Origin of the sequence: Streptomyces meridianus (assembly GCF_023703325.1) — a bacterium.
Taxonomy (GTDB): Bacteria; Actinomycetota; Actinomycetes; order Streptomycetales; family Streptomycetaceae; genus Streptomyces; species Streptomyces meridianus.
This window is the reverse complement of record NZ_JAMQGM010000056.1, coordinates 18,475-38,684: the sequence shown is the minus strand read 5'-3', so window position 1 is coordinate 38,684 and position 20,210 is coordinate 18,475. Positions and strand designations below refer to the sequence as shown.

The following is a 20,210-nucleotide window of genomic DNA, read 5'->3' as shown; positions in this document are numbered from 1 at the left end:
TCAGGCGGCCTTCATGAAGGGGGCCAGGAACCCGATGTCGAGCCCGGCCGTACGGGCGAGTTCGGCCCAGACCCGCAGGGTCCGCAGCATGTCCCGCTGCCCCTCGGCGACCAGCCGGTCGGGCAGCTCACCGGGAAAGGCGTCCAGCAGCCGCTCCCATAGCACGTGGATCTCGTCGACCGCGCAGATGTCGCCACCGAACTCCTCGTGGAGACCGAAGACTTCGGCCAGCTCGGGGCCGGTCGCGTCGACCACTTCGCGCATCCCGTATTCGAGCGCGAGCGCTAGGCAGTGCGCGTCGTCCACGGCGACCCGCCCTGCCAGCCGTTGGTCGATGTCGAGTAACTGCTCCAGGAAGCGGAGCTTCGCGGCCTGCTGCATCTGTGGCTGTTCGGTGCCCCCTTCGAGGTCCTCGATGTAGGCCCGTCCCTCGGCCAGCATCAGCCAGGCGGCCTGTACCCATACCTCGACGGCCTGCTGACCCGCCATGACGTGACCGGCCCGTACCGAAGGGAAGGCCATGAGCTCACCCGCGCCACGCGATGTGCGCGGCGTCCGGCCGCGGTCCCCGGTCATGTCGTGGTCGCCGCCGCCCATCGCGGTGTACGTCGTCATCGCCCGGCCTCCTCACCCAGGTAGCCGATCCGCAGCCGGGCCGCGCCCGCCCGCAGCGCCCGCAGCAGGGAGGCGGCGGTCGACGCGTCCAGCGCGGCGAGCTCGTCCAGGCCGGCTGGGGCACCTGTGAACGGCAGGGCCGACTCGGTGGCGAAGCCCGGCAGCACCACACCGCTCCCCGTCCCCAGCAGTAGCGAGGCACCGGGTAGGAAGGCCTTTGCCTGACCGGTGGGTTCGACGCCCACCGTGACCGCTCGGGCTGTGCCGGTGGCCCGTACGGCGTCCATGACCAACTCGGCGAACGGTGCTGCCAGCGGCCCACCGGCCGCGGCAGGGTCGAGGAAGGTGTGAACTTCCTTGCGCAGGCGTTCCAGGCCGGTGGCCGCCGCCTGGAGTCGCTCGTCGTGCCAGGCGCCCTCGGCCATCAGCCGGGTCCAGCGCAGCACGTACCACTTGCGGGTGGTGTACACATCGCCGTGGTGCGAGAGCAGGCCGTCCATCAGGTGCAGCAACACGTTGTACGCGTAGCCCACACGCCCTCGGGTCTCGCCGGCGGCTTCGGCGAGCGTGGCGTGCACGACCTGCTCGATCGCGGTCTGCAGGGCCGCCCGGCTCCAGATTCGGCTGAGTGCGGGCAGCCACCGCAGGTAGGGCGCCGAGCCGTCCATCGCCAGGCCGTTGACGATGCGCTCGGTCTGCTTCCGGCGCGGTTCGCGCTGCTTGTCCCAGATGCGGAAACCTGCCACGGTCTGCTCTGCCGGGAGGTCCGCGAGCCGGCTCAGCTCCTCAAGGCCGGCAGCCAGTTCGGCTTCGCTGAACGACACGACCTCCAGATGGTGGCCGTTCTCGAAGATCTTGGTCGATATGCGAGGGCCGTCGATCGCGGCCTCCTGGATCCGGATGAAGTCCAGGTCGCTGGTCGGGTTGGCCAGCCCGTGCACGGGGGAGCTGGTCAACAGCAGCATGCCCGCGCCGACGCGTTCGCGCATCAGCTCGGACAGCCACACGGGGTCCAGGTCACGGCTTTCGAGAAAGGCCGCCACCTGCGCACGGCGACGAGCCGTCAGCCCGTCGGGAGAGAGGAAATGGGGAAAGCCGGACGGCATGTGCATCATCTTTCGTCGATCGGATCGATAGGGCCGGTGCGCCACCGGCTTGCGGCGTCCCGGCCAGGCCCAGCTGACCGAGGACCAGCGCGGCCGGCAGGGTGTTGTCGATGACACCGGCCGCGGTGCCGGGCCGGATTCCTGGGCCGACCGCCGCGTGGATCGCGTGCAGCCTGCTGTCACCGGTGTTGACCACGTGGGCCCCGGTCTTGGCGACCCGCCGCACCACCGGGCCCCCACCCAGCAGCCGGGCACTGGGTTGGTAGTCGTCCGCCAGGACGACATAGGACACAGCGGGGCCCGCCCGCCCATCCGTGAGTGGCTCCCCGTCGTGGCCGACGAAGCCGGTCACGACGGGGCGGCCCGTCTCGGGGTCCGTGATCGATGACAGGGCGGCCCTCGCCTGCGAGAGGGCGTGGCGGGCCCGTACGGGATCGGCGGCCGTACTCCCGGCGGCCCACAGGGAGCCGTTGTTCGCCGGGTGGTAGAAGACCTGGGAACCCTCCGGGTCCAGGTCTCCGCCGACATCGCGCACCGCCAGGCCCGCGCGCACCAACTGGTCGTTGAGATGTACCAGGTGAGTGCTGCCGACCATGCCGTGGTCCGCACCGAGCACCACGGTGTCCTCGTCGCAGGCCCGGTCGAGGACCCGCCCGAGAATCGCGTCCGACCAGGTGTAGCAGCGCCGGATGTACGACCACACCCGCTCGGCGATGTCCGGCCGGTGGGCCGCGCTCCGCTCGTCGCACCAGCCCAGGAACTCGTGGCCCACGTCGTCGGTCATCGGCAGATAGACGACGACCAGGTCCGCTTCATGGGTCTGAAGGACGGCGTCGGCCGCAGCACCGAAGGAGCGGGCGACGCACTCCACCGAGGAGAGGAAGACCTCCTCGGCCGAGCCGTCCCCGCCCTCGGCCAGCCGGGGGCCGAACGCACCTTGGCGGTAGAGCGGTCCTACCCCCTCGCCGGCGAACGGCGGGCACTGCGCGAGGCGATGCGTCGTCTTCGGGTTGCGCCCGGCGATACGGCCCCGCCAGAGCCCCGTGTGCACCAGCATCAGCCGTTCGCCCACCCGGAGACAGCGCATCCAGGTGCCGTGGTCGCGGTCCAGTGCGAAGGGCTGCCAGCCCTCGTCGGACCCGAGCAGCAGTCGGTCGCCGCCGGTGATCCGTACCCGCCGCGAGCCGCCCCGGGCCCACTCGACCACGGCTTCGACGCGGAACCCGCCGAGGTCCCAGAGCTGGTTCCCGGGACCGGGGTCCAGCGTGTGCAGCGCGTGCCGGGCCAGCCGACCGCTGTACGCCTCCACCGCCGCGTCGATGTGCGGGCCGACGCGATCGTCGGCGCCGAAGACCCAGGGGGCGTGCACGAGCGCGCTGGTCAGATCGTTCTCGGACATCGCCTCCCACACCGGGGGCGTGGCGGGGAAACCTGGTGAGAAGCCGCTGACGTGACTGGCGACACCCTCTCCCGCACCCGGCACGGTGTACCCGGTGACCTGATGCTCGGCCGGCCAGGTGCCGGTGAACAGGGTCGCGAGGGACGGCGGGGTCTGGCAGTTGGGGTGTGCGGGGCGCGCCGCCGCGAAGACACCACGCTCCCGCATCCGTGTGACGGCGGGCAGCGCGCCCTCGCGTTCCAGCCGGTCCACGACCCAGTGCGCCCCGGCGTCCCAGACCACCCAGTACACGGTCATGCGACGCCCCACTCCCGGATCAGCCGGGGCAGGCCGGCCACGGAGTCCAGCTCGTGGGTGGCCTGCCCGGTCAGCCCCTCGGCCCGCTGGTCCTCGTACTTTCCCGTGCGCACCTGTACGGTCCTGAGCCCGGTGGCGCGGCCCCCCGCGATGTCGGTCGTCGCGTCGTCGCCGACCACCACGCACGCGGTGACGGGTACGTCCAGGGAGAGGGCCGCGAGTTCGAAGAAGTCGGTGGCCGGTTTCCCCAGCACCCGCGCCTCGGTTCCGGTGGCGTACTCGACGGCCGCAACCATCGCGCCGGTGTCCAGGTGGTCCCCGTCGGCCCGCTTGAAGTAGCGGCCCTTTTGCAGGGCGAGCAGCTGCGCCCCATCCCGTACGGCACGGAAGGCGCCGTCGAGCGCGGCATAGTCCAGCGTGTCCCGGCAGTCCCCGATCACCACATGGCTGTACGGGGGGTCGTCGGCCAGGGTCGGCAGCACATCGCGGAGCTCCCGTGAGACCAGCGGGAAGGTGCGGGCACCGGCAGCGGTCAGCAGTTGCGCGGCCGCCACCACCGGTGTGAACAGTTCCTCCGCCGCCACCGTGAGGCCGTAGCCGGCCAGTTCGGCCCGGATCCCCTCCGCGGGCTTGGAGTCGGTGTTGGTCAAGAAACGCAGCCCCACACCCAGCTCACGCAGGGCTGCCACCGCCTCCACCGCACCGTCGATCACGGCACCCCGGGCGTAGAGGGTGCCCTCCAGGTCGAGCAGGACCGCTCCCACCGGGGCGCAGGCCATCAGCCGACCTTCCGGGCCAGCTCGGGCCGGGCCGCGACGGAGTCTTTGAGGAAGGTGCGCTTCGAGTAGAAGCCGCACTGGTCGTTGAGGCCGCGCGCCCGCAGGAACGCCTCCAACCAGGCGACGATCTCGCTCATCTCGGCCAGCACCTCGGCCTCGTCGGGTTCGACGGCGACCCGGCTGCGCAGGTACTCCAGTTCGCACTGGTTGAGCGTCACCTCACGGGCCTCGACCAGGCTGCAGTGGTCGAAGAAGACGCCGTAGACGTGTCCGGTGCGCACCGACTCGAAGTTGGTGTCGTAGCGGACACGGCGGAAGGACGGCAGGCGGACGGCCTCCACCTTCAGCTCCTCGCGGACGTACCGCTCAAAGCCGCCGTCGTCGGCCAGTTCGAGCCCGTATGTGTGGCTCTCTCTGCGGTTGAAGGTGTCCTCGGCGTACCACTTCCGCTTGAGCAGGTGCTTGCCGTCGGTCGTGGGGATGAAGGAGACGTAGCCAAGCTCCTCCTCGGTGGGGCCGGTGACCTCGAAGAGGTGGTTGAGGTAGTCCCAGGCCTGGTACTCGTCGCGGTACTCCATGACGTAGCCGGGCAGTTCGCCGTTCAGCAGGCTCTGGTACAGCTCGACCGTCAACGTCCAGGTGTCCACGGGCGGGGTGAGCGTGTACTTGTACTCCAGTTCCTTGCCGCTGAAGCATTTGCGGTAGTAGCGCTGGTGGTTGTTGAGGAAGAGGAACTGTTCCGCGTGCAGCCGGACCGCTTCCGGCAGCCATCCCAGCTCCTCGATGCCGGCCGTGGCCACGGCCTCGGGCGTGATCCGGATGAAGCACGCGTCCTCGGCCAGGAACCGGATCTGGCTGTGCACGTGGGCCTGGCCGCCGTCCGCGGTGACGTAGAACAGCGGCACGAGCGGTCCGACGACCCGACCGGTGACGTCGGTCACTGCCTCGCGCAGCGTCCGGCCGGCCAGCATGCCGGGGAAGAGCTCCTCGCCGCGCGCCTTCGCGGTGTGGCAGCGGGTCCCGTCGACGGTACGGACGGCCAGCTCCAGCGGGCCGAGCCGGTCCCAGTGCAGAACGACCGTGTTGCTCGGGAAGGCCTGCTCCACCGGGGCGTCGAGCTCCACGAGGACCACAGGGTCGGAGTCGGCGAGCGGGGCCGTGCCGTTGAGGAGGTGCAGCCCGCCCAGGACCAGCCAGGCCCGCCGTCCGGTCGCGGTGGTGAGGGTGGTGGTGTCGCTCACGGTCGTTCTCCCTTGTGGCCGGTGGTCGCGACGGTGCCATCACTGATCACTGCTTCGGCTCCGCTGATCCCGGCGGCGGTCACCGCGGGGATCCGGGCCTCTCGCAGCAGGATCGCCAGGTGCCCCAGCGCGGATCCCTGGTCGAAGACGAATCCCGCCACGTCGTCGAGGAGGACGGAGAGCACCGCGTACGGCCGCGCGGAGCTGATCACGGGCTTCTCGTCGTACGACCTGACCAGGTCCAGGATCCGGGCCAGGCCCTCGTGCTCGGTGACGTCCTGGAACTTGTCGATGCTCACGGCCGGGCCGATGGACAGGCGGCGCAGCAGTGCGTCGTCGTCCAGGCGCAGCAGCGGTCCCCGGGCGGTGCCGGGGGAGATGCAGACCTCTCCGTGGGCGACGGTGACGGCATCGCCGCCGCCGAGCACCGAGTAGTCGACGAAGTACAGCGTGCCCCGGTCGAAGACCCACTCCAGGGTTACCGGTCCGTGCTTGGCGTGCATGGCCGCCGTGAAACGGGCAAGTTCGTCGAAGTGCGGGCGCAGAACCGTTCCCCCAGCGGGGCAGGTCACGTTGGACGCATCGTCGTATCCCGCTTCCAGGTCCTTGACGACGATCGCCTCGCCGCCTGCGGTGCCCCGGTTCAGGGCCATCAGGCCCTCGTCGGTGTACTCGACGACGAGGCCGTTCTCGCCCGCCCGGCGGGAGATCACACCGAGCTCGCCGCGGATGAAGTCGCGTACCACAACCGTGTGCAGGTCCGTTCCGTCCGGGTTCACTCCGGTGGTGACGGCGAGCTGCTGCGGCACCTCTTCCTTGGGCACCACGATCTGGCGCAGGGTGTCGCCGAAGTCCAGTACGCACTCGTCAGTGCCGCCGGTGAGTGTGTCGCGCAGGGTCTTGCCGCCTTCGGCGCCGTGCAGGCCGCGGCCGTTGAAGCGGATGACCCAGCCCGCGCCGGTGGACACCCCGTGCTCGTGGGCCAGCCGGTGAGCCGGGCCTCGCTTGGCGCTGTAGCCGCTGTAAACGGCCGCCACGGCACCGAGGTTGAAGTCGGCGGGGAGCTCGTCGACATACAGTCGGTGCGCTTCGGTGACCGGTTCTGCGCAGCCGTGGGAGCCCTGGCGGGCCGCGGTGAGCGGGCGTACCTGGACGAGGTGGACGCCGTCGGAGTCGGCCGCCCACTCAACGTCCACGTCGTGGCCGCGGCTCTCGCGCAGTCGCCGGGCCAAGTCCACGACCTGGACGAGAACCTTGTGTTCGGCCGCGTCGTGCTCCGCGTGCCCCGCGGCCAGCTCGGTCGAGTCGGTGCGCTGCGGTACGGCGACACCGGCGACGAGTTCGTCGGCGAGGCCCCCTACGTACTCGACGGACACCCGGTCGCCGTCGCCACGGTCGAGGCCGGTGAACGCGACGCCCGCGACAGTCGGGCGTACGAGCCTCTGGACGATCACGGCCAGACGCGGGGCCGGAGAGAAGTCGCCGGCCCGGATGCGGGCGGCGACGGCCGGGGCCTCGTAGTACGAGTGCCAGCACCTCTCGACGGCGTCGATGACGGCGGCCACGCCGCGCACGCCGAGGATGGACTGGTGGATTCCGGCGAGGCTGGAGCCCTCGGTGTCTTCGTCCAAGCCCGATGAGCGAACGGCCAGTTCGGTCTGTTCGTCTCCGGAGTCCGGGAACACCTCGTTCAGCCGGGCGGCCAGCAGCTTGCGGACCTGCTCGGGGACGCGGACCTCGGCACCGATCTTCTGGATTTTCGCCGCAGAGTCGGTGAAGAAGGCGCCGACGGTGGCCTTGAGGTCGTCGAAGGCGTCGGCGAGCGCGGCGCTCTGGTCGGCGGTGAGCGCGTCGGAGAACTCGCCCGCGGGCACGCAGAAGGCGGTTGGCACGTGGAAGTCGTGGCTGGACGCGGCGAGTTGGGCGAACTTGGGGCCTACGTCGTTCGCGTCGAAGCTCGCGCCCAGCCCGGGGAAACGCTGGCGGGCGAACTGTTTGTCGAAGTCGACGTGGATGTCGCTGGAGCGGGGGCCGACGGACCCCTGGTACTTGCCGTCGTAGAGGACGATCTTGCCCTGCGGGCGCCACCACATCATCTGGCCGATGTTGATGCCGGGATACACCCGAACTCGGTTCATGCTGTAGAGCTGCAGCGTCCACTGGCCGGTGTAACCGATGTCGCCCAGGCTGGCGGAGAGGTTGATGAAGAGACCGAGCCGGGCGACTGAGGAGCGTGCTGCGAAGGTGGGCGCGTAGTGCTCGCTGCCCAGCACCTCGATGGTGTGGGCCAGGTAGAGCCGCCCGGGCTCCACGACATACCCGTCGTCCGGGATCTCGACCTCTTCGAAGTCGTTCGTGCGCCGGGCGTCCAGCGGCATGTCCTGGTAGACCCGCAGGGTCTTGCCGAGGCGGAAGTTGTAGCTGTTGGGGTTGACCTGCTCCGGCGTGAACGGCTCGATCGTGATGCGTCCATTCGCCCGTTCTCGCTCGATTTCACTCCCGGTCAGAATCATGGATCGACCTGTTCGCTCGTCTCATAGGAAAGGTGTGGAGGGCCTCGGATGGTTTACGCCAAGACCGGCCGAAGGAGCGTCAGTCCCAGCCGATGGCGGCCCGGAACCGTTTCGCTGTGAAACGTTCATGACGCCGCCTTCACCCGTGCGTTGGTGATCGTCCATCTGCCTGTCGTGGACACTGCCTTGTGGGAAAGGGTGGCGGGATGACTCACCATTCCAGAGCTTGCAGACCCATGACCGGGCAGAATGGATCAGCAAGCTGCATGGCAGCTTGTTGCCACGCCACGTAGACGGGGGAAATATGGGAATCGTCACCAATGCGGACAAAGGTGGAGCGCCTCGAGAGATCCTGCGGTCCTTGTATGAATGTGCGCTGCAATGCACCGCAGGGAATACGTTTTCAGCCAACTCCATCAGTCTGAACACCGGCCTGCCCCTTACGGACGTCAGTGAAGCGGTGAGAGAACTTCTGGCCCTCGGACTGCTGCGTGGTAGTCCTGATGGCGAACTCCGGGCGGTGGCGCCGGAGGAAGCCGTGGCCTCCGTCGTAGGCCCCCTCGACCGCGACATCCGGATCCGCCGCGCGCTCGCGGAACAGGCGCGTGCGTCGATCATGGGCTTCCTGCCCGTCTTCCAGTCGAGCCAGTTCTCCCGGGAGAAGGAGAACAAGTTCGAGGTCCTGGAGGAGCTCACCCAGGTCCGTGCGGTCATCGCCGACCTGGCGGCGCGGTCCCGTACCGAGATACTCACGGCCCAGCCGGGTGGCGGCCGTGCCGAGGACAGCCTCAAGGAGGCGGCGCCCAGAGACCGGGACGCCATCGGCCGGGGCGTCCGGTTGCGTGTCCTCTACCAGCACACGGCCCGGTTCAACCGGGGCACATCCGCGTACATCGACCAGGTGATCGAACTGGGCGCCCAGGTGCGGACCCTGGACGACCACTTCGGTAATTTCCTGGTCTTCGACGCTGAGACGGCGATCATCTCCCTACCCGCCAACCCGCTGGGCGCGGTGGTGGTCCGTGAACCGAACGTCGTCGCTTTCATCGTGGAGACGTACGAGCGGCTGTGGCTGACGGCGGACCCCTGCGTGTTGGCCCCCGGTGCCCGGGCCGAGGTCGCGGGCGACGTTCGTCAGGCCATCGTCCGTCTGCTCGCCGAGGGGATGACGGACGCCTCCATTGCTACGCGTCTAGGCATGTCAGTGCGCACCTGTCGCCGCCACATCGCGGACATGATGGAGGAGTTAGGTGCCCAGAGCAGATTCCAGGCCGGTTACCTGCTGGCGTCTCCGGCCCAGCGAGACCCGGTGCGCACGCGCAGGGGCATCGGCAGGCACCCGCGACCGTCCGGGCAGAACCGGGTGACCGTACCCGAGCGGGAACGACAGGGAGAGGCATGTTGACGAGCGACCACGGGACCGGCGAGAGCGAGCGGACGGTGCACGGATACGTGCACGCCGGGATTTGAAGGCGTGCGCGAGGCCTTCGCGCAGGTGGTGCGGGAACAACCGCAGCCCACCGAGCAGTAGTTCGTGGTGTACCGGAAGGGGGCCGGACGGTGGACCTCTGGGCGGGACCCGCAGTGGACGGGGGCACCCTGACCGGCGTGTTCTCGGTGATCAAGGGGGCCGCGAACCTAGTGCTGTGACCGGCAACGTTCACCGGGTTAACCGCTGGATCGAGCCTTTGCTGGCCTTGTAGGTTCCGGACGTGAGTGATGACGGCAAGACTCGGATCCGATTCGCGGAAGAGGCGGATGCAGCCGTGATCGCGCGCATCCACATGGCCTCTCGGTCGGCGACCATGCCCTATCTGCCCCCGCAGAAGCGCAATCACGAGCAGGTGACCCGATGGGTCCAGGACGTCCTACTCAAGCAATGTCGAATCTGGGTCGCCGTGCGAGATGCGGAGGTCACCGGCTATGCGGCCCTTCACGGCGACACGCTCGAACACCTCTATCTGCGCCCGGACGTCCGTCGGCAGGGAGTCGGGACGCTACTGCTCGATGAGGTCAGGCGGCACAGCCCTGACGGGGTGTCCCTGCACGTCTTTCAGCAGAACACCGATGCCCGCGCGTTCTACGAGCGCCACGGTTTCACCGTCCTCGACACCAACGATGGTGATCGAAACATGGAAAACCTGCCCGATATGACGCTTCGCTGGACACCGGGCAGCGCGCGGTGAACCATCGGAAGATCTCGGTTGCGCGCACCAGCCGGCACATCGTTCGGCTGAGGAAGCCAGCTCGACTGCAGGGCGAGGGCGGAGGTCGGGGCGGGGGCAGGTCGTACAGGTCCAGGGCCTCGCGCACGGGGCGGACCAGCGCAGCCACGCGTCCCGGCCGCACGCCGTCCTGACGATCAAGAGCGTCGGCAGACATGTTCCGGCTGAACAACGAGGGAACGGGCCCGGCGAACAGCATCGTCTTCGAGGGGGCCGGCTCCCGACCTCCAAGCCACAGAGTGCCGACGGGTCCGTCTCGATCGAGCCGGGCGGGACCGCGGAGTTCATGCTGATCGGGAGCCGGCAACGTCCTATGCCGTGGCAGTTGTTCGCCCGTTGGGACGGCCAGGAGGACTTGGTCCCCTTGCGGGTGCCGCGGAATTCGCAGGCGTAACGATGCCCGTCGCCGCGAGGGCGACGGGCATCACAGGCTGCTCAGTTCGACTTGTTCGACCTCGTGGCGAACGCGTACGCCTCGGCGAGATCCCTGATCGAGGTCGCGGCGTAGCTTGCTCGGAGGTGGCCGTGACGTCCCCTAATCCATGAGCCGGCCGGTGTGCGAGCGGTCCCACGGATGGCCTTCCGGACGCGTTTGCTCGGCGGACTCGACGAGCGGGTCCTTGTCCGGGGTTTCGGCTGCGCGCAGCAGGTCGCGGGCCAGGGCGCCGATGCCGAGCAGGGGGAGCAGGGCGAGCAGCAGCAAACTGCTCGCGATCCCGATCGCACCGGAGAGGCCGCCGACGACGGCGGATCCGACCCCGCCGCCGACCAGGAACATGAGGGTGGCGACTCCGACGGCGACGCCGCGGACGTCGTCGGCGACCGCGCCGCCCACCGCGGCCATGAGGGCGGGCTGGCCCAGACCGAAGGCGAGGGTCACCGCGACCACGGCGAGCACCAGCAGTACGGCCGATCCGGCAGCGGTCCCCAGCGCGGCGACCAGCATGGCCACCGAGGCGACTGCGCCGGACAGCGCGAGCGCCGCCGACGGGCCGATGCGTTCCAGCAGCGGCCCGGCGATGCGCGGCGCCAGCAGGCCGGTCGCCGCGCTGGGCAGCAGGGCGAGTCCGACGTGCCAGGGCTGCCAGCCGTTGCCGACCAGGACCGCGGGCACGGCGATCAGCAGCGCGAACCAAGCTGCGGGGACCGCCGCGGCGGCCAGGGCGCTGCGCACGACGGTGGAGTTGCGCACCACGGAGGCGGGCAGGAATCCGTGCGGGCGGCGGCGCACCCGCACTGCGACCGCCGGGCCGCCGAGCACGAGCAGCACCGCGCCGACCAAGGCGACCGTGGCACCCGTGGACGGGGACTGGACCAGGAGCACCATGCCGGCGGCGGTGCCGGCGACGAGCACCGCGCCGAGGACATCGAGGCGGGCGCCGCTGCCGTCGGTCGGCACGGAGCGCCAGAGCAGGGGCAGCAGCAGCGCACCGAGCATCGGCAGCGCGATCACCTCACGCCAGCCCAACAACTGCACCACGCCCCCGCCGACCAGCGGACCGAGGCAGCTCACCGCGGCAGCGACCCCGGCGACCCGCCCGAGTGCCGCTGCGCGGACCGCGCCGTCGTACCGGGCGCTGATCGTGGCCACTCCCAGAGTCGGCACCGCGGCGGCGCCGGCCCCCTGGAGGACACGTGCGACAAGGAGCACCCCGAAGGACGGCGCGAGCGCGCCGACCAGGGCGCCGGTGGCCATCAGTCCGATCCCGACCAGCAGCGGCAGCCGGATGCCCACCAGGTCCGAGACCCGTCCGTAGACGGCGGTCGCGACAGCGAGCATCAGCGCGTAGAGGCTGATCGCCCAGGCGCTCACTCCGGTGGACTCACCGAGATCCTGGGCGAGGACCGGGAGCGCGATCGCGGCGGACGAACTGCCCAGGCCGGTGAGGCCGAAGAGCAGACCGACGAGGACGGAGACGCGGGTCGCGTCGTGCAGGGGTGGTGAGGCCATGCCGGTGAGAACAGATGCATGGTGCACAGGATTCCCGTGCGGCGCGAGAATCACAGGTCGAGCTTGTTCTTGAGGGGTCGACCGGTTGTTGAGGACGCGGGTGCGTTCGTGGACCAGGTCGTCGTGCCACTCGGTCAGCAGCCGGAGGATCGTGGTCTGGTCGTTGGGCGCTACGAAGTCGTCGCCGGACAGGGCGACGTGGGCCACATGGAAGGCGTCGGTGGCGTCGGTCTTACGGTCGCCTCCGGTGGCCGGCAGCTGGGCCCGGGCCGACGCGTGGAAGAAACGTCCACCACGTCTTCGCCCGTGGCCGCCACCTGCTGGGACTGTGTGAACATGATCGCCCTGGTCCGCATGCGATACGACCAGCGGGCTCCCTACGTCGCCCGCCGCACCACCGAAAGCATGTCCAAAAGGACATCTTGCGCCGCTCAAGCGCTTCATCGCCCGCGGGGTCCACGAACACCTCAACCGCTCCCACAGACCGATTGACCGTCTACAGGAGCTTCATCAACGCCGCCGGACCACGATGAATGAAGGGTCGCTGCACGGGCGTCTACCCTTGCGCAGATTGCGAAGGATTTCGGCATCCATGAGATCCCCGCGCACGTCCGAAAAAGGGGGGCACCTCGCCCGCGGATGCCCCCTGTGACCGGGTCCCTTCAGCCCCAGGTCGCGGACGCCGGTCGGCGCGCCGTTCCGCTCAAGGACCCGGAAGTACGTCAGGTGGGTGTGGAAGCTGTGCCAGAGGTGGAAGTCCGGCGTCCCGGGAGCCACGGGGGCCTCCATGTTCTTCACGGTCCAGACCCCGGTGGTGCCCAACTTCGTCGACACGTCGACGCGGTTGGGCACCACCGAGTGTGGCGTAGTAGTTGCGTTTGATTATTGGTGGCCGGCCCGGCTGCCGTGTGCCTTCCGGACCTGTGCCCGTCCACGGGCTTCCTCGTGGACGGGCACACCGTTGCGGTGAGGGCTCAGGGGCTCAGGCCAGATCAGCAGCAGGTGCCGGTCGTGGCCGCCGCGGGCTCCCCCCGGTCGTTGTTCTCGGCGTCGGGGCCGGCGCAGCAGACGCTGTCGTGCTGCTTGGTCAGTGTCTCGGCGTCGGCCTTGACGACGTAGACCTCCCAGGGCTCCTGGCCTGGGCCGTGGACCCAGACCTTGTCCTGCAGCGCGTAGCAGCAGGTGGTGTCGTTCTCCTCAGCGGTGGTGAGGCCGGCGGCCTGCAGGCGCCTGCCTGCGCCGGTCACCGCGTCAGTGGTGTCGACCTCGATGCCGAGATGGTCCAGTCGGGTGTCGTCGTCCGGGGCCCCCTGGATGAGCACGAGCTTGAGCGGGGGCTCCGCGACGGCGAAGTTGGCGTAGCCGTCACGGACCTTGGCCGGTTGCGTGCCGAAGAGACGGGTGTAGAAGGCGATCGAGGCCTCGAGGTCGGGGACCCGGAGGGCGAGCTGTATGCGGTTCATGGCGTGTCTCCTTGGGTGGGAGGATCAACAACCCGGTCAGGTGAGGGAGTTGGTGCGGGCTGCTGCGGATGCGGCCGTGCGGCAGCCGTCGTCCGGTTCCGGGGCGGTTTCCGGTCGGCCGTGGAGGCCGGCGCCGGCGCACACGCCTGTCTCCGGAAGGGTGAGGTGGACCCGGTCGGCTGCCGTGAGGTCACCGTCGATGGCCGCGACGACGGATCGGACCTGCTCGTAGCCGGTCAGAGCCAGGAAGGTCGGGGCGCGGCCGTAGGACTTCATGCCGACCAGGTAGAAGTTCTGCTCGGGATGGGAGAGTTCCCGGTACCCGTGGGGCGCGACGGTGCCGCACGAATGCTGGTTGGGGTCGATCAGTGGCGCGAGCTCCAGTGGCGCCTGGAGGCGCTCGTCCAGGCCGAGGCGGACCTCGGAGAGGAATGACAGGTCCGGGCGGAAGCCCGTCAGCACGATCACACGGTCGACGGGTTCCAGGCGGCGTCCGTCCTCGCCGACCAGGACCAGGCGTCCGTCGGTCACGCGCTCGATCGCCGCGACGCGGAAGCCGGTGACCGCGTCGACGTGTCCGTCGTCGAGCGCGCGCTTCGCAGCAAGGCCGAGCGCACCGCGGGCGGGCAGTCGGTCTGCTTCGCCTCCGCCGAAGGTGGAATCGGTCATGGTGCGGCGCAGAATCCACAGCCCTCGTGTTCCTCGTCCGTCCTCCGCCCGGGCGAGTTCGGCCAGTTGGGCGAGAGCGGTGAAGGCTGATGCCCCGGAGCCGATGACGGCGGTGCGTTTGCCGGCGTAGGAGGCGCGGACGGCTTCGTCGGTGAAATCGGGTACACGGTGGACGAGCCGGTCTGCCGTCGCACTTTCGCCCAGTGCCGGAAGCCCGCTGCCACCGGCCGGTCCGGGGTTGTCCCAGGTGCCGGAGGCGTCGATGACGGCCCGGGCGAGGACGCGCTCCTCGTTCCCGTCCTGCTCCGTGACGTGGACGACGAAGGGCTGGGCCTCACGTTCGGCGTCGACGATGCGATCCCGGCCGAGTCGGGAGACGGCGGTGACGGTGGTCCCGAAGCGCACCGTGTTCCCGAGGGCGTCGGCGAGGGGCTGGAGATACCGCTCGGCCCAGTCGCCCCCTGTGGGGTACGTCGTCGCGTCGGGCAGGGTCCATCCGGTCGGGGCGAGCAATTTCTCCGCGGCTGCGTCGGTGACCTCTCTCCACGGGGAGAACAGCCGGACGTGTGACCAGTCGCGCACGGCGGCACCGGCGGCCGGCCCCGATTCGAGGACCAGCGGTTCGATCCCCCGGTCCACGAGATGGGCAGCTGCGGCCAATCCGACGGGGCCGGCCCCGATCACGACGACGGGCAGATCGGCGACTGCGGAGGCGTTCACGGTCCTCGGCTCCTATTGCTTAGATGTTCGTCGATGTCTCGCTTTCCGAGCATGGCATTTGATTCGACAATCGTCAACATAGACACGCATCAAAGTCGTAAAGGGTTTGAGTGGCGGATCGTGTCGGCCGGTGGGCCGAGAGTCTTCGGCCGCGACCCGGCGGCGGGAGGGTGCTCGACGGACGGCGGGGGTGTCAGTCTGGTTCGAAGCGTGTCAACATAGATGCATGTCGAACACCGAGGTGCTGCCGCTGCTCGAGCCCGAGGCTCCCCAAGCTGTCGCGCCGTGCTGCCCACCGCTCACCGAACGGCCCCTGAGTGCCGAGGAAGCCGAGCGGACGGCCAGGATGTTCAAGGCGCTCGCCGACCCGGTGCGTCTGCGGCTGTTCTCCGCGGTCGCATCCTACGCGGGCGGCGAGGCGTGCGTGTGTGACATCTCCGATGTCGGCGTCTCGCAGCCCACGGTCTCCCACCACCTGAAGAAGCTCAGGGAGGCGGGGCTGCTGACCTCCGAACGGCGCGGCACCTGGGTGTACTACCGGGTCGACCCCGCTGTGCTCGCTGCCATGGGCCGGCTGCTGAGCACGGACTCGGCGGCCTGAAGAACGACGGATGGCCGGCCGGTGGCCCAGGCCGGGTGGTGGTCCTGGGCCGCCCCGCGCCGGCTGGGTGTCGAAAGCCGCGGCATGGAAGCCGAGCGGTGCCGGGTGATGGCCGGCGACGGCCTCGGACCGGCCGCCGCCGGCCACACTGCGCCGGCAATCGGCGTCATACGCCGGGGGATTTGGGCAGGGTGCGCGAAAGGATCACGGCGACGACGGCACCGCAGATCACCGCGATCAGGACGTCGCGGATGAACAGGAACATCACACCGATCCAGAGCACTCCCAACAGCACCGCGAGGGCGAGCCGGTTCGTGTGCACCCAGCGTTCGGCCCTGACGATCAGGCCGTCCGGCTTTCGGCCCGTCACCGATCGCTTCCCCGGAGCGGCGGTGTGAAGCTCTTGCGCCAGGACAGGGAGACGTGGACCAGGGCGACCAGCACGGGCACCTCGATCAGGGGGCCGACGACGCCGGAGAGCGCCTGTCCCGACGTCGCCCCGAAGGTGGCGATGGCGACGGCGATGGCCAGCTCGAAGTTGTTGCCCGCCGCGGTGAAGGCAAGGGTGGCGGTGCGGTCGTAGGCCATCCTGAGGCCCTTACCGAGGGCGAAGGTGCCGAACCACATGAGGGCGAAGTAGGCCAGCAGCGGCAGGGCGATCCGTGCGACGTCCAGTGGCCGGCTGGTGATGGTCTCACCCTGCAGGGCGAAGAGGAGCACGATCGTGAACAGCAGGCCGTAGAGGGCGAACGGGCCGATCTTCGGCAGGAAGCCCTGCTCGTAGACCTCGCGGCCGAGCTTCCTCTCGCCGAGATGCCGGGTCAGGAACCCTGCCGACAACGGTACGCCCAGGAAGATCACGACGTTGGCCGCGATCTCCCACACGGAGATCTCGAGCCGCTCACCGTCGCCGAGACCGAGCAGGCCCGGGAGCGCGTCCAGGTAGAACCAGCCGAGGAGTCCGAACGCGAGGACCTGGAAGACGGAGTTGAGGGCAACCAGGACGGCTGTGGCCTCCCGGTCCCCGCACGCGAGGTCGTTCCAGATGACCACCATCGCGATGCAGCGGGCCAGACCGACGATGATCAGCCCGGTGCGGTACTCCGGGAGGTCCGGCAGGAAGATCCAGGCCAGGGCGAACATCACGGCTGGGCCGAGCACCCAGTTCACGATCAGCGAGGAGAGCATGAGCCGCTTGTCCCCGGTGACCGTCTCCAGGCGGTCGTAGCGGACCTTGGCGAGCACCGGGTACATCATGATCAGCAGGCCGAGGGCGATCGGCAGGGAGATGCCGCCCACCTCGACCGCCGCCAGCGCCTCGCCGAGCCCGGGGACGGCCCGGCCGAGGCCGAGGCCGACGGCCATGGCGATCAGGATCCACAGGGCCAGGAAGCGGTCCAGCGTGGAGAGTTTTGCGGCAACAGCGGCGCCGCCCGGCTCGGGCGGCGCGATCGTGTTCTCGGGTGCGGTGCCGGTCACGGGCAGGACCTCTTGATGTCGTTGGCAACGGTGGAGCGGGCGGTGTCCGCGAGAGAGGACAAGGAAACCGCGAGGGCGTCGATGACCTCGGGACGGAGTCGGTAATAGGTGAAGCGGCCGCAGGGCTCGGTCTCCACGACTCCGGCTTCACGCAGAATCCGCAGATGATTGGACAGATTCGTCTGCCGGGCTCCTGTCTCCTCCACGAGGTGTGTCGTGCACAGCGTCTCGTGGGCGAGCAGAGTCACGATCTTGAGTCTGAGCGGATCGGCCAGGGTCCGGATCAGATCAGTTTCGGCTGACGTCATCATGGACTGATACTGTCACATCAGCTGGCACTGATTCCAGCCTGCCGTCCAGCCGAGCGACCCAGGGGACCCCGATGTCCGAGAAGCCCTCCGTCCTGTTCGTGTGCGTCCACAACGCCGGGCGTTCGCAAATGGCTGCCGCGTGGCTGAGTCATCTGGCCGGGGACCGCATCGAGGTCCGCTCCGCCGGCTCCGCGCCGGCGGACACCGTGAATCCTGCTGTCGTCGAAGCCATGAAGGAAGTCGGCATCGACGTCGCGTCCGAGACACCCAAGGTCCTCACCGCGGACGCGGTCAAAGCCTCCGACGTGTGCATCACGATGGGATGCGGGGACGTCTGCCCGGTCTTCCCCGGGAAGCGCTATCTCGACTGGAAACTCGAGGACCCCGCCGGTCGGGGCGTCGACGCCGTCCGCCCCATCCGGGACGAGATCAAGACGCGCATCGAGAACCTCATCGCCGAGATCGACGCCGAGCACAAGGCCTGATCGCGCGCCGGCAGATGAATCCGGCCGCGCAGCTCCGGCGCTGCATTCGTCGTGGTTGCCCGCGACGGCGGGCAACCCGGGCTCCCGATGCGGTCGAACCACCGTCGGGGGAGCGGTTCCTGAGAAGCCTTCCCCGAACGACGTGTCACATCGCCGAACGGCAGCCGGAGCGGCCCACCGCTATGCCTGTTCACACTTTGCTGACGCACCGTGGTGAGGCGGCAGGTGGTGGCGCGCCGGGCACTCCCCGACAGCAGCTTCGTGGGGGAGACCTGTGCGCCGTGAGGGCGGTACGGCTCACCACTGCCTGTTCTGCGGCAGTGCCAGTGCCAGGTACTTGCCGTCCTCGGACACCACCAGGCCGTCGTCACAGCAGTCGTCCAGGAACGCCGTCACCTGGTCGAGCGAGATGTCGGCACCGGCGTCCAGGAGATCCTGGTGGATGCGCTTGGCGCTGCGGGCACTGTCGCCGCAGGCCTCGTAGGCCTCGGCCCGCCAGCCCTCCAGGAGGGTGCGCCGCTCCTGTTCCGTACGGCGATCGACGATGTCCATGCGTCCGGGAAGGCTCTCGTACGTGAGGCTGGGCAGGTTGTCGCCACGCCACTTCTGCCGCCACTCACCGACCGCTCCGTACATTCGGTCCCGGGCCTCGGGTGATGCGATGTCCGGGGCCTCGTAGTCGAAGTAGTAAGCGATCTTGGAGTGGTCAAGGCTCTCCGGGTAGATGTACTGGTAGCAGGCCCGCGGGCGCACATTCGTCAGAGCGAAGGAGGCATCCGTGAAGTAGGGGCTGAAGCGCTCCAGCCACAGCACCCCACCGCAGGCCGGCGGGCGCAGGTGATGCAGCAGCGGCATCAGTTGCGCCTGCTCCTCGTAGTCCGTGTCGGTCTCGCCCGGAAAGCCGCACAGGATGTTCCAGTCGACGGTGATGCCGTAGTACTGCGCCCACTTGAGGAGCCGGATGTTGATCAGTTTCGTGGAGCCTTTGCGCATCAGGTCGAGGACGTGGCTGCTCAGGCTCTCGATGCCGGGCTGAATGCGGTTGATGCCCGAGCGGATCAGGGTCGACAGCTGTGCGCGGGTCAGGTTCGCCTTGACCTCGTAGAACACGCTGACGTCCCAGTGCCGTTCGGCCAGCTCGGCACACAGCGAGGTCAGATGCTTCATGTCGAGGATGTTGTCCACGGCTTCCACGTGCGCCACCGGATGATCACGCAGCAGCTGTTCGAGCTCTGCCAGGGCCCGGGCGCCGCTCTTGGGCCGGAAGCCCATGCCCAGGGCATTGAGACCGCAGAACGTGCAGTGGTGCTTCTGCCCCCACCAGCAGCCGCGGGAGAACTCGACAAGCAGTTTGACCGGCGTGTCGCCCAGGACCACCGACCGACCGTGCCGGTGCAGGCTCTCGAAGTACTCGGTGTAGTCGGGGACCGGCAGCGTGTCGAGGTCCTGAGTGCGCTGCGACTCACCGGCGGACTCGGTCTGCCCCCGCGAGCGGACACCCGGAACGACGGCGGGATCGCCGGCGGCGATGCGGTTGAGGAGCGTCGGGAAGGCCAGGTCCCCCTCCCCGGTGACGACGTGGTCGATCCAGGAGATGTGCTCGAGGTACTCGGGGCCCATCTCCCCGTCGAAGTTGGCGCCGCCGTAGACCTGGACCAGCTCCGGGAACCGCTCTTTGAGAATGCGGCCGATCGCGAGCGATGCCGTGTTCTGCAGGAAGGTCGAGGAGAAACCGACGACGTCGTACGAGGACCAGTCGATGCCCTCGATGCAGCGAGCGAGCCACTGGGGAAGCACGTCGCGGCGCAGAGCGTGGATTTCCTCCGGTCCTTCGCCCGTGACGTCCCTCCAGATGTTCACCACCTCGGGGAATTCACCGTGGTACTCCGCCTCGGTGCGAACGTCGCCGAAGGCGGCGTAGGAGAAGAGCCACTCGCCGAACTGGTGCAGACGCTCGCCACCCGCCTCGGAGATCCCGTTGTAGGTCCGGTGGCCGAGCAGAGCGGCCAACTCGACGTTCAGGTAGTGCACACGGCATTCGTGGCCGGCGTTTCTGACGACGGAGGCCAGCAGCCCGCACTGGATCGACGGCGCATCGACGCGCGCCCACGGCATGTTGACCAGCGCGACCCGCAACTGCCGGGCGGGTGAGCCGGGAGCCTCCTGCGCGGGGGCGGGCGCCTGGACCAGGGGCAGCAACTTCCGAGTCATGTCGTGGAGCCTCCTCAGGCCGGTGAAGCCGTATCGGGACCGGCCTTCGAGCCGACGTGCCGGCACACCGTCGGGCTCGGTCTCGGTTCCCCCGAAGCCCTGGAGTTCGTCAGGAGTGTGACACGACCTCACCACACCTGGGAAG

The 20,210-nt window shown here is 69.1% G+C and carries 17 protein-coding genes; 4 read left to right on the top strand and 13 right to left on the bottom strand.

The genetic code is table 11. The annotated features are described in order from the left end of the window. Genes M1E25_RS23410 through M1E25_RS23385 form a run of 6 tightly spaced genes read right to left on the bottom strand, consistent with a single transcriptional unit; the run spans position 1 to position 7,950 of the window. A complete protein-coding gene (locus M1E25_RS23410) occupies positions 1-615 on the bottom strand; it encodes a DUF6031 family protein (RefSeq protein WP_251418914.1) in 615 nt (204 codons plus the stop codon). Beyond that, entirely contained in the window at positions 612-1,658 is a 1,047-nt protein-coding gene (locus M1E25_RS23405) for a DUF6001 family protein (protein ID WP_251418912.1), read from the bottom strand. Before M1E25_RS23405 ends, M1E25_RS23410 begins: the two co-directional genes overlap by 4 nt. Next, positions 1,633-3,417: an alkaline phosphatase family protein gene (locus tag M1E25_RS23400; RefSeq protein ID WP_251418910.1), complete on the bottom strand. Its 1,785-nt coding sequence runs from the start codon at positions 3,415-3,417 to the stop codon at positions 1,633-1,635. Before M1E25_RS23400 ends, M1E25_RS23405 begins: the two co-directional genes overlap by 26 nt. Continuing rightward, entirely contained in the window at positions 3,414-4,196 is a 783-nt protein-coding gene (locus M1E25_RS23395) for an HAD-IIA family hydrolase (RefSeq protein WP_251418908.1), read from the bottom strand. Before M1E25_RS23395 ends, M1E25_RS23400 begins: the two co-directional genes overlap by 4 nt. Beyond that, positions 4,196-5,437 (bottom strand): hypothetical protein, encoded by a 1,242-nt coding sequence (locus M1E25_RS23390; RefSeq protein ID WP_251418906.1) that lies wholly within the window; start codon positions 5,435-5,437, stop codon positions 4,196-4,198. The genes M1E25_RS23395 and M1E25_RS23390 overlap by 1 nt, the downstream gene beginning before the upstream one ends. Beyond that, positions 5,434-7,950, bottom strand: a complete 2,517-nt coding sequence (locus M1E25_RS23385) for a dCTP deaminase domain-containing protein (protein ID WP_251418903.1) — start codon at positions 7,948-7,950, stop codon at positions 5,434-5,436. Before M1E25_RS23385 ends, M1E25_RS23390 begins: the two co-directional genes overlap by 4 nt. A gap of 460 nt (positions 7,951-8,410) precedes the next feature. On the opposite strand from M1E25_RS23385, the gene M1E25_RS23380 reads away from it, so the two are divergent. After that, positions 8,411-9,355 carry a LuxR C-terminal-related transcriptional regulator gene (locus M1E25_RS23380; protein WP_251418901.1) on the top strand — a complete coding sequence of 315 codons (945 nt, stop codon included), beginning with the start codon at positions 8,411-8,413 and terminating at the stop codon, positions 9,353-9,355. 307 nt (positions 9,356-9,662) lie between these two features. After that, positions 9,663-10,136 (top strand): GNAT family N-acetyltransferase, encoded by a 474-nt coding sequence (locus M1E25_RS23375; RefSeq protein WP_251418899.1) that lies wholly within the window; start codon positions 9,663-9,665, stop codon positions 10,134-10,136. Positions 10,137-10,710: 574 nt separating this feature from the next. Here M1E25_RS23375 and M1E25_RS23370 read toward each other — a convergent pair. The 3 genes from M1E25_RS23370 to M1E25_RS23360 all read right to left on the bottom strand — a co-directional run bounded on the left by M1E25_RS23370 (position 10,711) and on the right by M1E25_RS23360 (position 14,978). Continuing rightward, the gene (locus M1E25_RS23370) at positions 10,711-12,333 is read right to left on the bottom strand and encodes an MFS transporter (RefSeq protein ID WP_251418897.1); all 1,623 of its coding nucleotides are present in this window, start codon (positions 12,331-12,333) and stop codon (positions 10,711-10,713) included. A 785-nt stretch (positions 12,334-13,118) separates the two neighbouring features. Beyond that, positions 13,119-13,589: an ArsI/CadI family heavy metal resistance metalloenzyme gene (locus M1E25_RS23365; RefSeq protein ID WP_251418895.1), complete on the bottom strand. Its 471-nt coding sequence runs from the start codon at positions 13,587-13,589 to the stop codon at positions 13,119-13,121. A 36-nt stretch (positions 13,590-13,625) separates the two neighbouring features. Then, positions 13,626-14,978 carry an NAD(P)-binding domain-containing protein gene (locus tag M1E25_RS23360; RefSeq protein WP_251418893.1) on the bottom strand — a complete coding sequence of 451 codons (1,353 nt, stop codon included), beginning with the start codon at positions 14,976-14,978 and terminating at the stop codon, positions 13,626-13,628. A 226-nt stretch (positions 14,979-15,204) separates the two neighbouring features. Between M1E25_RS23360 and M1E25_RS23355 the strand changes: the two genes are divergently transcribed. After that, positions 15,205-15,579, top strand: coding sequence for an ArsR/SmtB family transcription factor (locus M1E25_RS23355; protein ID WP_251418891.1), 375 nt, complete (start codon positions 15,205-15,207; stop codon positions 15,577-15,579). Positions 15,580-15,745: 166 nt separating this feature from the next. On the opposite strand, the gene M1E25_RS23350 is transcribed toward M1E25_RS23355, so the two are convergent. Genes M1E25_RS23350 through M1E25_RS23340 form a run of 3 tightly spaced genes read right to left on the bottom strand, consistent with a single transcriptional unit; the run spans position 15,746 to position 17,369 of the window. Next, positions 15,746-15,949 (bottom strand): hypothetical protein, encoded by a 204-nt coding sequence (locus M1E25_RS23350; protein WP_251418889.1) that lies wholly within the window; start codon positions 15,947-15,949, stop codon positions 15,746-15,748. Then, on the bottom strand, positions 15,946-17,058 hold the full coding sequence (arsB, locus tag M1E25_RS23345; RefSeq protein ID WP_372501355.1) for an ACR3 family arsenite efflux transporter: 1,113 nt from the start codon (positions 17,056-17,058) through the stop codon (positions 15,946-15,948). Before arsB ends, M1E25_RS23350 begins: the two co-directional genes overlap by 4 nt. Next, positions 17,055-17,369, bottom strand: a complete 315-nt coding sequence (locus M1E25_RS23340) for an ArsR/SmtB family transcription factor (protein ID WP_251418887.1) — start codon at positions 17,367-17,369, stop codon at positions 17,055-17,057. Before M1E25_RS23340 ends, arsB begins: the two co-directional genes overlap by 4 nt. Before the next feature lie 71 nt (positions 17,370-17,440). Here M1E25_RS23340 and M1E25_RS23335 point away from each other — a divergent pair, with 71 nt between their 5' ends. Then, positions 17,441-17,854, top strand: a complete 414-nt coding sequence (locus M1E25_RS23335) for an arsenate reductase ArsC (protein ID WP_251418885.1) — start codon at positions 17,441-17,443, stop codon at positions 17,852-17,854. Between the two features lie 297 nt (positions 17,855-18,151). Here M1E25_RS23335 and M1E25_RS23330 read toward each other — a convergent pair whose 3' ends face one another. Further along, a complete protein-coding gene (locus tag M1E25_RS23330) occupies positions 18,152-20,065 on the bottom strand; it encodes a RiPP maturation radical SAM C-methyltransferase (protein WP_251418884.1) in 1,914 nt (637 codons plus the stop codon). Positions 20,066-20,210 lie beyond the last annotated feature (145 nt).

What these genes read in the sequence shown, in the direction of transcription:
- M1E25_RS23330 (WP_251418884.1), bottom strand. Translation starts at nt 20,065, where the DNA reads ATGACTCGGAAGTTGCTGCCCCTGGTCCAGGCGCCCGCCCCCGCGCAG.
- M1E25_RS23395 (WP_251418908.1), bottom strand. Translation starts at nt 4,196, where the DNA reads ATGGCCTGCGCCCCGGTGGGAGCGGTCCTGCTCGACCTGGAGGGCACC.
- M1E25_RS23355 (WP_251418891.1), top strand. Translation starts at nt 15,205, where the DNA reads ATGTCGAACACCGAGGTGCTGCCGCTGCTCGAGCCCGAGGCTCCCCAA.
- M1E25_RS23335 (WP_251418885.1), top strand. Translation starts at nt 17,441, where the DNA reads ATGTCCGAGAAGCCCTCCGTCCTGTTCGTGTGCGTCCACAACGCCGGG.
- M1E25_RS23340 (WP_251418887.1), bottom strand. Translation starts at nt 17,369, where the DNA reads ATGATGACGTCAGCCGAAACTGATCTGATCCGGACCCTGGCCGATCCG.
- M1E25_RS23365 (WP_251418895.1), bottom strand. Translation starts at nt 13,589, where the DNA reads ATGAACCGCATACAGCTCGCCCTCCGGGTCCCCGACCTCGAGGCCTCG.
- M1E25_RS23385 (WP_251418903.1), bottom strand. Translation starts at nt 7,950, where the DNA reads ATGATTCTGACCGGGAGTGAAATCGAGCGAGAACGGGCGAATGGACGC.
- M1E25_RS23400 (WP_251418910.1), bottom strand. Translation starts at nt 3,417, where the DNA reads ATGACCGTGTACTGGGTGGTCTGGGACGCCGGGGCGCACTGGGTCGTG.
- M1E25_RS23410 (WP_251418914.1), bottom strand. Translation starts at nt 615, where the DNA reads ATGACGACGTACACCGCGATGGGCGGCGGCGACCACGACATGACCGGG.